12 protein-coding genes and 1 pseudogene are annotated in these 12,648 nt (G+C 44.8%); 9 read left to right on the top strand and 4 right to left on the bottom strand.

Translation table 11 applies throughout. The annotated features are described in order from the left end of the window. Positions 1-133: 133 nt before the first annotated feature. The 7 genes from KCG54_RS10090 (at position 134) to KCG54_RS10060 (ending at position 6,638) form a co-directional block, all read left to right on the top strand. A complete protein-coding gene (locus KCG54_RS10090) occupies positions 134-2,308 on the top strand; it encodes a type VI secretion system Vgr family protein (protein WP_254324099.1) in 2,175 nt (724 codons plus the stop codon). Between the two features lie 41 nt (positions 2,309-2,349). Beyond that, positions 2,350-2,772 (top strand): hypothetical protein, encoded by a 423-nt coding sequence (locus tag KCG54_RS10085; RefSeq protein ID WP_254324098.1) that lies wholly within the window; start codon positions 2,350-2,352, stop codon positions 2,770-2,772. A gap of 70 nt (positions 2,773-2,842) precedes the next feature. Then, on the top strand, positions 2,843-4,309 hold the full coding sequence (locus KCG54_RS10080; RefSeq protein WP_254324097.1) for a hypothetical protein: 1,467 nt from the start codon (positions 2,843-2,845) through the stop codon (positions 4,307-4,309). 17 nt (positions 4,310-4,326) lie between these two features. Next, positions 4,327-5,058 (top strand): hypothetical protein, encoded by a 732-nt coding sequence (locus KCG54_RS10075; RefSeq protein WP_254324096.1) that lies wholly within the window; start codon positions 4,327-4,329, stop codon positions 5,056-5,058. An 11-nt stretch (positions 5,059-5,069) separates the two neighbouring features. Beyond that, a complete protein-coding gene (locus KCG54_RS10070) occupies positions 5,070-5,789 on the top strand; it encodes a hypothetical protein (protein ID WP_254324095.1) in 720 nt (239 codons plus the stop codon). An 18-nt stretch (positions 5,790-5,807) separates the two neighbouring features. Next, on the top strand, positions 5,808-5,993 hold the full coding sequence (locus tag KCG54_RS10065) for a hypothetical protein (RefSeq protein WP_254324094.1): 186 nt from the start codon (positions 5,808-5,810) through the stop codon (positions 5,991-5,993). 6 nt (positions 5,994-5,999) lie between these two features. Further along, positions 6,000-6,638, top strand: coding sequence for a hypothetical protein (locus tag KCG54_RS10060; protein WP_254324093.1), 639 nt, complete (start codon positions 6,000-6,002; stop codon positions 6,636-6,638). A 241-nt stretch (positions 6,639-6,879) separates the two neighbouring features. On the opposite strand, the pseudogene KCG54_RS10055 reads toward KCG54_RS10060, so the two are convergent. Beyond that, a pseudogene (locus KCG54_RS10055) lies at positions 6,880-8,375 on the bottom strand (subtype B tannase). A 115-nt stretch (positions 8,376-8,490) separates the two neighbouring features. Here KCG54_RS10055 and KCG54_RS10050 point away from each other — a divergent pair. Then, the gene (locus KCG54_RS10050; protein WP_254324092.1) at positions 8,491-8,661 is read left to right on the top strand and encodes a hypothetical protein; all 171 of its coding nucleotides are present in this window, start codon (positions 8,491-8,493) and stop codon (positions 8,659-8,661) included. A 135-nt stretch (positions 8,662-8,796) separates the two neighbouring features. Further along, the gene (locus tag KCG54_RS10045) at positions 8,797-9,537 is read left to right on the top strand and encodes a hypothetical protein (RefSeq protein WP_254324091.1); all 741 of its coding nucleotides are present in this window, start codon (positions 8,797-8,799) and stop codon (positions 9,535-9,537) included. 225 nt (positions 9,538-9,762) lie between these two features. On the opposite strand, the gene KCG54_RS10040 is transcribed toward KCG54_RS10045, so the two are convergent. The 3 genes from KCG54_RS10040 to KCG54_RS10030 all read right to left on the bottom strand — a co-directional run bounded on the left by KCG54_RS10040 (position 9,763) and on the right by KCG54_RS10030 (position 12,634). After that, the gene (locus KCG54_RS10040) at positions 9,763-11,238 is read right to left on the bottom strand and encodes a surface lipoprotein assembly modifier (RefSeq protein WP_432761029.1); all 1,476 of its coding nucleotides are present in this window, start codon (positions 11,236-11,238) and stop codon (positions 9,763-9,765) included. A 156-nt stretch (positions 11,239-11,394) separates the two neighbouring features. Next, positions 11,395-11,766, bottom strand: coding sequence for a hypothetical protein (locus tag KCG54_RS10035; protein ID WP_004520945.1), 372 nt, complete (start codon positions 11,764-11,766; stop codon positions 11,395-11,397). A gap of 172 nt (positions 11,767-11,938) precedes the next feature. After that, the gene (locus KCG54_RS10030) at positions 11,939-12,634 is read right to left on the bottom strand and encodes a M48 family metallopeptidase (protein ID WP_254325021.1); all 696 of its coding nucleotides are present in this window, start codon (positions 12,632-12,634) and stop codon (positions 11,939-11,941) included. Positions 12,635-12,648 lie beyond the last annotated feature (14 nt).

The following is a 12,648-nucleotide window of genomic DNA, read 5'->3' as shown; positions in this document are numbered from 1 at the left end:
GCCGTCTGGAGGGGAAGTCAACAAGATTGATTACCTTTCAGACGGCCTTTTTTCCATTTATCCCATTTGCTTTACCATCAGTATAATCCAAGTTAATATATCAAATTCAATGTCATTCTAAAATTGTCTCGTCATGACCGCCCGCCAATCCTACCACCTTACCTTCGCCCGTTTCTCTCCGTCACTTTCAGTCCGTTCCTTCAGCGCATCCGAAGCGGTCAATACCGCTTACCGTGTCGAAATCACCGCTACCTCGACCGATTCCTCACTGCCTCTCTCTTCCTACCTCAACCAGCGCGCAGCGTTTGAGATTCGTCCGCAAGAAGGTTTACTGTCGGAAGTGGCCGGGGCATTCGGGTCTGCTTTAGACGACTCCCCGGCAAAGCAATGGCAGGGCATTATCACCTCATGCGAGAAGTTGTCGGTATCCAAGGATGAAACCGTTTACCGCTTTGTTTTAGAGCCGCGTTTCGCGGCTTTAAAGCATTTCCAAACCTCCCGGTTGTTCCAACACCAAACCGTCCCCGACATCGTTGCCGCCGTCTTCAAACACCACGGTTTCTCCGGCGTCGACTACCGTTTCCAAAAGAGCCGCAACTACGCCGTACGCGAGTATGTGACCCAGTATCTCGAAAGCGACTTCGACTTTATCAACCGTCTGTGTGAAGAAGAGGGTATTTGGTATGCCTTCGAACAGCATGAACAACATGGCGACGTAGTCGTCTTCGGCGACAGTCCCGAACATTACTTACGCAGCCAAGGCTTACCCGTATCCTACCGACCCCATGCCGGATTGGAGAGTGTCGGTACCGAAGCACTCTTTAACTTAAGCATCCGCCACAACCCCATTGTCGAAGGCATACGCACGGCCGACTACAACTACCGCAGTGCCGATACCGACCTATTTGCCGAAACCGACAACAAACAGTCGGAAGAATCAGCCGACAATACCGTTTTATTGGGCAAACAACAGCATTGGGGCCTTCATCCCAAAACAACCGACGAAGCCCAAGTTCAGACGACCCTGTTGAACGAAGCCAACCTCTGCCGCCAAACCGTCGCAGCCGGCAGCGGCAACGTCGTCTCCATGACGCCGATGAAGGTGTTCCAAACCGATGTCTCCTTCCCCGAAGCCCCCGACGGCTGGCTGGTACTTTCCATGGAGCACAGCGGCAGCCGCGATACCGCCTACAGCCATACCTTTACCGCCATCCCCGCCCAACTCGCCTACCGTCCTGAACGCATCACCCCGCGTCCGCATATCGACGGTACCTTACCGGCACGGGTAACTGCGGCAGAAAACTGCACCTACGCCTATATCGACGATATGGGCCGCTACCGCGTCAAACTCCCGTTTGACCTGGACGAATGGAGTCCCGGCGGGGAAAGCCGTCCCGTCCGACTGGCTAAACCCTATGCCGGTCCCGAATACGGCATTCACTTCCCCTTACACGAAGGCACCGAAGTGATGCTGTCCTTCGTACAAGGTAATCCCGACCGTCCGTATATCTCCGGTGTCATGCACGACAGTGCCCATACCGACCATATCCCTGCCGATTGGAACACAAGAAACGTCATCCGTACCTGGGCGAACAACAAACTGAGGATGGAAGACCTGCAGGGACAGGAACACATCAAACTTGCCACCGACTATCAGAAATCCCAACTCAACCTCGGCCATATCGTCGACTCAACCCGCAACAAACGCGGAGAGAACGGCGAAGGCTTCGAACTCAGAACCGACGGTTGGGGGGCCGTACGGGCAGGTAAGGGCATACTCGTCAGCGCACAAAACCAGGATGCCAACGGCAAAGTGTTGGATATGGACGATGCCATCGCACAGATCGAACAGGCACTCTCCCTGGCCAAAAGCCTGAACAAAGCCGCCCAAACCGCCAACAACCACAACACCGATGAAGAAACCCAAAGGGGCCGTCTGAAAGACGCCCTTAAAGACCTGAAAGAGGCAGGTTTGATCCAAACCGCCCCGGCCGGCATCGCCACCGCGACAGAGCAAAGCCAACTGCACACCGCCAATGAAAACATCCACCTCGTCAGCGGCAGCCATACCGACATCAGCGCCGGACAAAGCCTGACCGCCCATGCGGCAGAGAGTCTGAACCTGTTTGCGCAAAGCAGCGGCATCAAGGTACAGGCCAATCAGGGTAAAGTGGAAGTACAGGCACAGAATGACGAGCTGCAGCTGAATGCACTGAAGGATGCGACGTTAACCAGCAGTGCAGGGAAGATCACCATTGCGGCGAAGGAAGAGATTCTGATTACCTGCAAGGGGCGTATATCAAACTGAGCAACGGGGAAGTTGAGATCGGGAGTCCGAAGGTGGTGCGGGTGAGGGCACCGTTGGTGGTGAATGGGGCGAATGGGATCAATGCACGGCTACCATTACTTCCACAAACAGGTTTGTTTAGTAGGCGTTTCGATTTTAGTAGTGTATTCACTTCTGATTTTTTATCAGGAGGTATTAGTTATAAAGTAATTAATAGGGGGCAAAATTCAGAGCGTATAGAAACTTTTGATAAAAATGGGAGAACATCAAGATTTTATGGAGATTCGAAAGATGAAATCGAAATTTCTGTGATAGGTAAGCTGACCAAAGAGCAAAAATGGGCTCTCATCCCAGATAATGAGACAGAACATGAAGATCACTGTTGTGCCTGTGATGAAGAAGATCATGATTGTGAAGAAATATCTGAGACAGAAGAAGTCGTCGAGGATAATTTATTAGAAGATTACAACCAATTCGGAAATTAATATACTTAGAAATACTGTTTTAGGAAAATATTAAATTTATTATTAATAATAATTATTTAGGAAATTAATTATGAGAAAAAATAAGGCTGTATTTGACATATCCTATCCTTCTAATAGAAAAGGGTTCATTTATGCATTAGCACGAAGAGAAAGTAGTGCTGATTTAAATCAGAACGATTTAGTAAACAAAAAAGCTATTCATGAAATTAACGAAAGAGGGTATATTGGTTTGTTCCAGTATGGAGAAGGCGCTCTAATTGATATAGGATATAAAAAACAAGGCGAATGGACAGGAAAAAATGGAGCAGTATCAGAAGAAGCATTTAGATCATCTCGTGAAATTCAAGTAGCAGCAATTAATTTATCTATTGATTTATGGTGTAAAAGATTACGGGTATGGGGGTTTAATGAGTATTATGGAAAAATTGTTAAGGGGATAGAAATTACCGAATCCGGTTGTATTGCCGGCTGCCACCTAGTTGGTTCTGGTGGTTTAGCATCTTTTTTAGATATGCCTGGAAATTACAAAATTGATAAAAAAACAGGAAAACGACACAGCGAGTTTGATGGCAATAAAACTCATATCAGCGAATATCTGAAATTATTTGCCAACTACGATTTGGAAACCTGTTGCAAACGTAAAATTCGAGTAAAACTGCAAGATGTTGACGGTCTTCCTGTAAAAGATAAGGCCGTTAAAATACTATCTTCATATGATGGTAAACATTTAAATAGCAAATTTGAAGTTACTCATAAAACTGATACAGATGGGGAGCTACCTGTTATAGTCAGACATCCTGGAGCTGAAATCATTTTAGAAATTGATGGCATTAAAAGTGAAAAAGTTACTCAAGAAGTTGATCAGGTACAGCCATATACAATCACAGCTTCAGATATGAAAGTTTCGGCTCCATTGGCTGCAAAAGGCACTCCAGAACCCAAAAAACAAGATGAAATTACTCAGCAAACAAAAAATCCTGCTTCAGAATTGGAAGATGCTGCTTCTAAAGATGTCAATTTTCACCTTACTATTTTGGAAGGAGATACAAAAAAGCCAATCAGTAATGTTAAATTTACTTTGGTTTATAAGGGAACTCCTAAACAACATATTACAAATACGGAAGGGATTAAAGAAAATCTTCGTGCCGAAATAGGTCAGACTATCCAGGTTTGCATTGCTGGAGAAGGAAGACTGCAACCGATTACCTCTTTTACTGTCACAGAAAGTTTACGTGATACCGTAGTAAAGGTTTTACTTCCGGTACATACATTTACAATTATAGTTGTAGATACTCAAGGGAAACCTGTACCTAATACGGAATTCAGTATATTTTACCGTAAGAGGGAAAAAAGTAAAAAGACTGATAGTGAAGGTCGTTTAAAAGTAAAGGCCTTAGTCGGTTTCGTATATGGGCTTGGTAATAAAGGTAAACCACTATTACTGTTGAGATGTTTACAATCTGTTTCTATTCGAAAAATTACTGTTGATCATACAGCAAGACAGAATGCAAGGGATACTTTAGGGAGAATCCAATAACAGCTGTAACACAGGTGGTGCAACAAACTGCTTTTAATACTATAGGGCAGGTATTGAAAAATAAGCCCTTACAAAAACAACCAACTACGACACAAAAAACTCCCCCGCCAAAGCAAGAAGAGAAAGTTAAACCTCAACCTCAACAAAAAGAACCCCCCCGTCAAAAAAATACCCATACAGAACAGGGAGGAAAACCATTGACTGTTGTTGGTCGTGAGAGAGAGGCTAACTCATCTGTAAGGATTATTTTCTCCAGCTCTGTTAATGAATATCAGAGAAGTCTCGTAAGTAATAAAACAAAAGAAGTGCTTGAAAGTTTAGCAAAATTATCAGGTAAAAAACAACTTGTTATTACTAGTACAATTAGGACACCAAGAAAGCAGGCTGAGCTAATGTACAACCCTACGGCAACTTATGGTAAATATGGTACTGAAATTATTAAAATTGCAAATGCAGGAAAAAGACAAGGAGAAAGTAAAGAAGTCACTTTGGGTAAAATGGTACAAAAAATACTAGAATTTCAAAAACAGAATAGAAAAGTATCTCTTCACTGTGTATCAGAAGAAGCATATAAAAAGTTAAATGTCATAGATTTGGGAATTAACTCAAATGGACTTTCTTCTGCTGCTGAACAAAAAAAATTTTATGAATATTGTATTCAACTGAGTAATAAAGGTTTAATTAAAACGATTTTATATCCTGGAAATAATCCAGGAGAAGGGGCATTTCATTTGGAAATTAATCAATAATTGAGGGTTATATGTACAGAATAGGTTTTGTATTCTTGTTTTTTTATTTATATTTTATTTACTTTTCTGATATGAAAGGAGATCATCAAGATTTACTGGCATATTCAAGTGAAAAGGTAAGTGTAAAAGATAAATTAGATAATGGTATATATTTTTTATATAAAAAATGTAATTTAAGTTTTAATAAGTGTCATGAGTTACAAGCTGATAGACATAATGATTCATATTATTTATCTGGTAATCAAGAACCAAATGAAGAAAGAATGTATATATATGTACGGGACAGCTTGATAATTATGTATTCACTTATTTATTATGATGAAGAAATGATACCTACAATTATTTGGTCTGAGTTGAAGAGAGATGGAAATAGTCCATTTACTTATACTATAAGTAAAAATACAACTGTTTTTGGATTGAATGATGATGGAGATATAAATAATTTTTACGTTTCAAACACAAATGGCCATGATAATTCAATAGTTAAAATTGGAGATACCCCTAAAGGGAAAGAATATTACTTAAATCAAAAAGTATCTTTTAGGTTGGTAAAAGGTAGTGACTTTTCAATAGATTGTAAAAAATATTTAAATGATATGAAAAAATTAAATGTGGAAGATAAAGCATCATTTGGAGGAATTCTCGAGATGGCCTGTGATACTGATAGTTTTTTTCGCAATACTGCTAAATATGGAGAAAAAAGGAGTATTTATTTCAAAAAGTTAGAGTAATTTCTAAAGGGTAAATATATGATTTTTTCTAAATGTCATCACATGATATTATTTTTTTCTTTTCTGGGAGCGTTATTAGCTTGTGGGAAAGAGGCAGTAGTTACTGAAGGAACACTTGCTGATAGAAACATCAAAGAAGAGCCTGTTGTATCTCTTCAAAAAAGCAGTAGGGATAATTGTTATATTAATTATCCTAAGGAGTAGGGACATTTGGCGGAGGCGGAATGTTTAACGTTACCGATTTCATCTAAAATCTGGTTTCAGTCCTATCCTAGATTATCAAATGGTTTTCTTGATTTAAATAAGATTAAGGCGCCTAAGGATTCTAAAGAATATATATATGCTGTTCCAACAAGTATCCCCGAGTATGCAAAAGTTCTGGGCGTGATTCCCTATAATGATTCATTTGCATGGCTTGTTGTTGCAACTAATAGAGAGTCAGAAGAGTCTGAAGAAAATAGTATTATTGAGCAAAATTATAATATTTATTTGATTAATAGAAAGGATGGAAGCATCGGCCAAGATCATACCGGCCTTCCAAGTTTAGGCTCAATAGATTTGGTATACGAATCATTCTATGATAATAAAAAGTTGTTGCGCCCGCCCTTCAATTTTAAAAAAATAGATGGAATACTGAGTTACCATGTAGAAGATACCTTGTCCTTGAAGCCGCAAGGAAAGTGTGTGATGGAATTTGAACTCAGCAAAGAGTTTGTATTAAAAACAGATAGGGTCTGCTATGAATTTCATCAGGGTAAAAAATCCATATCTTCTACAAATAAGACTACTTGGAAGTTAAATCAGAAAAGTATGAAATTTGAAGATCAAGAAATTTCATCAGAAAATTAAAAGCCTGTATTGCATCAATACTCTGTATTTATTGAATTCTGAAAATCGGATAAGTTTTTAAACTATATAAAACTTGAAATATATGGATGCGTGTGTACAGTAAGCATAGATTAGGTTAAAAATTTAGCTTTCAGAAGGTTTTATTTAAAAAGGGCTCAGGCCGTCTGAAATATTCAGACGGCCTTTTTACAATCAAAACGGGATACCAAATCTCATCTCAATCTATGTTGCGAACGATTGATTATTTTGCAGAGCTGCTGACTTGTTTCATCCAGGCAAACAGTTCGTCTAAGTCATAATCGCCGCTGTGGCCGACATCCCAAGGCAGGGCGTAGTCGACGGTTTGGCCGTTGTTTTGCAGTTTGGCGGCTAAGACGGCGGAGACTGCCAGTGAGGTGTCGCGGTCGTTGGTGCCGACGCGGATGCGCCAGTTTTGCGGCAGATTTACGCCCGGTTTGCCGATGTAGTTGAGCGGGTTCATGATTTTGATGGTTTCTTCATCTGCGATTTCGGCGTTGGCGGCGGTGTTGTGCTGCATGGAGAACGCGGTGAAGTGGCGTTTGTCGACGGTATTGGTGCCGAAGAGTTGGTTTTCGCCTGCGCTCAAATCTACGCCATCAAAGGCTGGCGGTGTTTTTTGCCGTCCGGCGGCTTTTGCGTAGGCATCGAAATCGACGGAGACGACTTTGCCTTTGCGGACGGTCAGCCAAGTGCGGTCGCTCAGGTCTTTGCCTGCATCAAGCTGGGCTTGTGCGGATTTGGCAAGTAAACCGGCAATATGGTTTTTAAAGCTGCCGTTGCCTTGGGCGTCCAACGTCAGGGGTTTGCCTTCGGGGGATTTCAGGTTCAGGCTGTTGAGGTATGCGGGGTATAGGGGTTTGAGGAGGTCGGACAGTTTTTTCTCGTCATCGGTCAGTGTACCTGCGACCAGCTCGCGTTTGACGCGGTAGTCGAGCATGGAAATGTTCATTTTTTGTAGTCGTTGATACCGTTGAACTGCCATTCGTAAGCCATGTCGGCATGGTCCAAATCGGTAATCGGGCAGTAGGCGGATACGGCGAAAACTTTGTCGCTGCCGTCTGCTGCGCCTAAGGCTTTTAGGTGGTTTTCGTAATCTTTTTGGTCGGCTGTTGCGCCTAAGAGGGCGGACATCGCGCCGCCTGCGCTTGTGCCGTTGGAAATGATTTTTTCGGCATCGCCAGGCATGACTTTGTCGTTGGCTTTCAGGTAACGGACGGCGGCTTTCAAATCGACAATGGCGGCAGGTGCTTTACCGGTGGGTTCTGTCCGGCCACGTGCGCCAGGGGAGGCGACGACGTAGCCTTTGGAGAGGGCAACCAGGGCGGCGTTAGGCGATTTTTGGCCGTCTTCAGGCTCGCCGCGTTTGCCTTCTAAAGCGGGTTTGCCCGGTTCGGCAGGCATATATCCGCCGATTTGGTTGGGCAGAAAAATCGGTGCGGTTTCGGCGTTGAAACCGTCTATCTCGCCGCCGTTGTAATAGGCTTCGGGTACATAAATATTGATGATTTCGTAACGGGTATCGACAGGATTGCGGACGTAAACCACGCCTTCGTAAGCGCGGAATTTAACCGCCTGACCGTTCACTTCGATGCTTTGTTCGGTGTATTTTTGTTTGGAGAAGTCTAGGTCGTAGGTATCTGCGGTTTTGACGGAAGCGCAGGCGCTCAATCCCAGCGCGACAGAAACGGATAAGAGGGTTTTGTTTAGGGCGTTCATCATCATACTTTCTGAAGAGGTGTGAATGGATATGATAACCAATACTAAGGCCGAGACCTTTGCAAAATTCCCCAAAATCCCCTAAATTCCTACTAAGACATTTAGGGGATTTCTCATGAGTACCTTCTTTCAGCAAACCGCCCAAGCTATGATTGCCAAACACATCGACCAAGACATTTGCAAAATTCCTTTTCCCCAACAGCCGAAATCCTGTGTTTGGGTTTCGGCTGTTTGGGTAAAGATGAAGAGGGATATTTTGCAAAGGTTTCTTCAGGCCAACCAGTAGTAATTAAATCAAAAAGGGACATTATCGAAGTAGGTAAAACCTATAAAGTTTTTCACTGGGACATCACGCCCAAAAATAAAAGATATAATCCTCGTTGGTCTGTAACGGGTAGCTGACATTTCTAAGAGAGATATTATGAGAATTAAACAAATAGCATTATCTTGTTGTTTTTTATTTGGTATTGCTTGCACTCAGTCTGAACATGATGGGCAAAAGAACCAGGCGCAGGAGAGACGTACTGATACCGTTTTAGAAAACAGACAACAGAAGCCTGACACTAAGCCATTAATTCCAATCAATAAAGTAACAAAAAGTGAAAATATTCTTTCGGATTTCGCTCAGGATCGTATTTTAGACTTACTAAATGCTACGGATTCAGAGTGGATTGAATGTAAAGATGAAAAAGGTAAAAGAGTTAAAAATTTTCTGTATCCTACAGCTAGAATGTCTATTCAATTCAGAAGTATATCTGATGGATATATACACGAACTGGAGTATTGGAAAGATACATACAAAGAAATTCAGCAGCTCATTAAGTCAAAAAATATGAATATTCAAGATTTGAAATCAGAATATCTAGTATTAAATGCATATTCATTAAATAGTAAAAGTAAGAATCCTATCTCAATGAAAAAAGTTGGTGCAGTTTATGTTTCTTCTGATAATAAATTTTTTGAAATTAAACTATTAGATGGATCTTCTGCCCATATTGAGGTATTTAAAAATATTCCAAATTACCTTTTTGAAAGCCCTAATCCAGAATATGAATTAGGTAATGCTCCTGATTATTCTCCCTATTATTTTCGTTTTTGGTTTGATGGAGATAAAGAAAAACAAACATGCCGTTTAAAGTATAATAATGATGTTATTGATTAAATATCATTAGGCAGAGGCCACTTCCTGTTACTATTGAGACGATGCTTTTGAATACATAACGCTCGATGATGTAATATTTCTCAGATTGTTAATATATCTATTCGATAAACATATTTTCTATATATTGAAACGCACTCGACAAGATACTCGTTTAGTATGCGTAACGGTTTGAAAATAAGCAGGTGTGGCGGTATTTATGCTTGATTCGCGGATTCAACGTACTTGTCAGAACGTTTTGCTCAATTCGACAAACATTCTGGATTTGCCGTATTCGTAAAACTTGTCGTTGCTCCATGTTTTGTTGTGGGCAATGGTCAGGCGCGGAGTGATGCCTTTGAAATGGAGGGCGCGGTGCCATACGCTCAGGGAGGCGGAGGCTTCTTTGTCGCGGCGGTTTTGTTCGTTGCTGAAGAAGCCGGGGGCTTGGTAATGGCGTTGGGCGGCGCTGAGGCGTAGGACGGTGGAGAGGCCTTTGGGCCATTCTTGTCCCCATGTGGTGCGCAGGGCGTAGCGGTTGAAGCTGTCGCTTTTGTCGTCGCGGTTGCGTTCGCGGTAGAGGTCGATACCGGCCACCCAGTATTGGCGCGCGTTGCGGTAGTACACGATGGAGTTGCTGAGCAGTTGGCTGGTGTTGTTGGAATGCTCGCGGCGGCTGTTTTTCAGACGGCCTGCTTCAAATGCGCTGAGGGTTTGCAGCTTGGGTTGCCACCAATGGTTGTAGTGGAGGCGTGCACCGTTGGTGTAGGTGTAGGGGTCGTTGCCGTAGAAGCGGCGTTCGTGGAACGGGGTCATGCCGACGTCGTTGCGCTGGTCGGCATAGCCGATGCCTGCTGAGAAGCGTGTGGTGAGGTCGTTGTAGTTGGTGTGTTTGGGGTAGATTTTGCCGTAATGGTCTGCGCCTGCCGTGGCATAGAAGCCGCGTGGTAGCGACCATTTTTTTTCTGCACCGATTTGGTAATGGATGGCTGTGGCATTGATGGGCTCGGGGAATGTCCAGCCTCGGAAGCAGTCGTCGTCTGGATAGACAAGGCGCACGGCGCGGCATTGTTCGTCGCTCAGGTGGTTGCCCAGACGGCGTTGGCTGGGAGCTTGGTTGATGTTTTGTTCGCGCGTGATGTTTAAGCCGGCGTTGAATTGCCATGAGTCGCGTTCGCGCAGGGCTTTGCGGTAGGTTTCGAGGCGTTCTTGCAAGGCAGGCGGGAGGGATTCGGTTTGCAGTTTGTCGAACTGATCGGCTGCGGCTTCGTTTTGTTTGTCTTCAAACAAGGCGGTTGCAAGCTGCCAGCGGACGGCGGAAGCATCGGGCTGCTCGGCGATAAAGCGGCGGTAATGGCCGACAGCTTCGGCGGCACGTCCTTCGGATTGGGCAAGCAAACCTTTGGCGTAGCGCGCCATGGCACGGTCGTGTTCGGGCCATTGTTCGTAAATGGGCAAAACGGCTTTGATGCCGGGGATATTGTGGGCGACGACGGCGGAATACATGGCGCGTGCCAGTAATTCAGTGTTGGCAAGCAGGGTGTCGGCATCGACGTTGATGATTTTTTCAGACGGCCTGTTTGTTTGCTCGGCAGGGATGTTGTGCGCTTCGGGCTGTTCGGGTTCGGCTGTGTTGACTTGAAGCTCGGGTTTTACATCGGGAGGCACATCGACGGCGTGAAGGGAAAGGGGAAGGATGGCGAGGAGGAGCAGACGTTTTTTCATGGCAATGTTTGGGATGTTATCGGTATAAGTGGGCAGATTGTACAATGTTTTGAGCCGGAAATTTTGCAAACTGAGTGCCATTTTATCTGATAAAGACGATAAAAGGCCGTCTGAAACCCGATGGGATTTCAGACGGCCTTTATTTGCGAGTCGGATTTAGTTTTTGTCCAAGTCCAAATCGGCTTTGTATTCGATACGGCCTTGGCCTTTGTCTTCGATGGAAACGTCCAGCTCTTGTTTGCCGCGTTTGAATTTCAGATCGGCATCGTCGTGTTTGATTTCAGACTCAACCACATGGAAACCTTTGCTGCGCGCGTGGGCGATCACTTTTTTGGCCAGGGAAGGAATGGAATTGCGTTGGCCGGAGAGTTCGGCTTCGTATTCAAATTCGCCGTCGCCTTGATGATCGGCTTTGATGGTGTGCGCGCCATCCGGACGGTAGATTTCGGAAGGCAACGGGGAGGCGAATGCCGTGGCGGAGAAAAGAGCCAAAATGCCGGTGGCCAGTAACGATTTTGCTTTGGTCATCGGTTTTCCTTTCTGAAAAGGGTTTTGAGAACGACATCATCTTATCGGCAGGTATGAGGGGCGGCAAGCAGATAAACTCGATTTTACGCACGGCTACATGATTTGTTTGGAGGACGTTGGTTCTTTGCTTTGGGCTGGTGTTTGCTTGCAGAAAAATACTGAAAGTAAAGACTTAGCCGAGTCGGAACAATTCGCCGCCGTGCACCTTCAGCCATTGTTCGGCTTGGTCGACATGCGGCGTGAGCGAGTGGGTCAGAGCCCAAAACGCAGGGCTGTGGTTGGGATGGCGCAGGTGGGCGAGTTCGTGCAGACAGACATAGTCGGCGACATATTCGGGTGCGCCGATGAGCCGCCAGTTGAGACGGATGCCGGTGGTGTGGCGGCAAACACCCCAGAAAGTTTTGGCGTTGGAAAGGGAAATGGCGCTCGGAGTCAGGCGGGTGGTTCGGATATGGCCTTCGAGGCGCGGCAGCAGATATTCGTGCGCACGCTCGTGTAGGAAACGGCGCAAATGGGTGAGTTGGGTGGCGTTTTCTTTTTCGGGCAACAGGATTTCAGACGGCCTGATTTGGATGTGGTTTGCTGCGTGGACGGACAAGGCCGTCTGAACGCCTTGATACCAAATCCATTCGGGAAGCGTGTCGGTAGGTGTTTGTCGGGCCGGTGTTTTGTTTAAGGTACGGCGCAGGATGGCTTCGTTGTCGTTCAGCCATTGGGTAAAGGTGTGCCGGGTAACAAACGGAGGGATATTGATGCTGACGGTATCGGCGGAAACGGGGCGCAAGATGAGGTTTTTCTTGGCGCTGCGTTTGAGCTGGATATGAATAGTGAGGCCGTCTGAAAGGGTGTGGGTATGGAGGCGGGGCATGGTGTTGTGGGAAA

It is taken from the genome of Neisseria subflava (assembly GCF_024205705.1).
GTDB lineage: Bacteria > Pseudomonadota > Gammaproteobacteria > Burkholderiales > Neisseriaceae > Neisseria > Neisseria subflava_D.
Note: the sequence above shows the minus strand (reverse complement) of the source record. Positions and strands in the feature narration are given on the sequence as shown.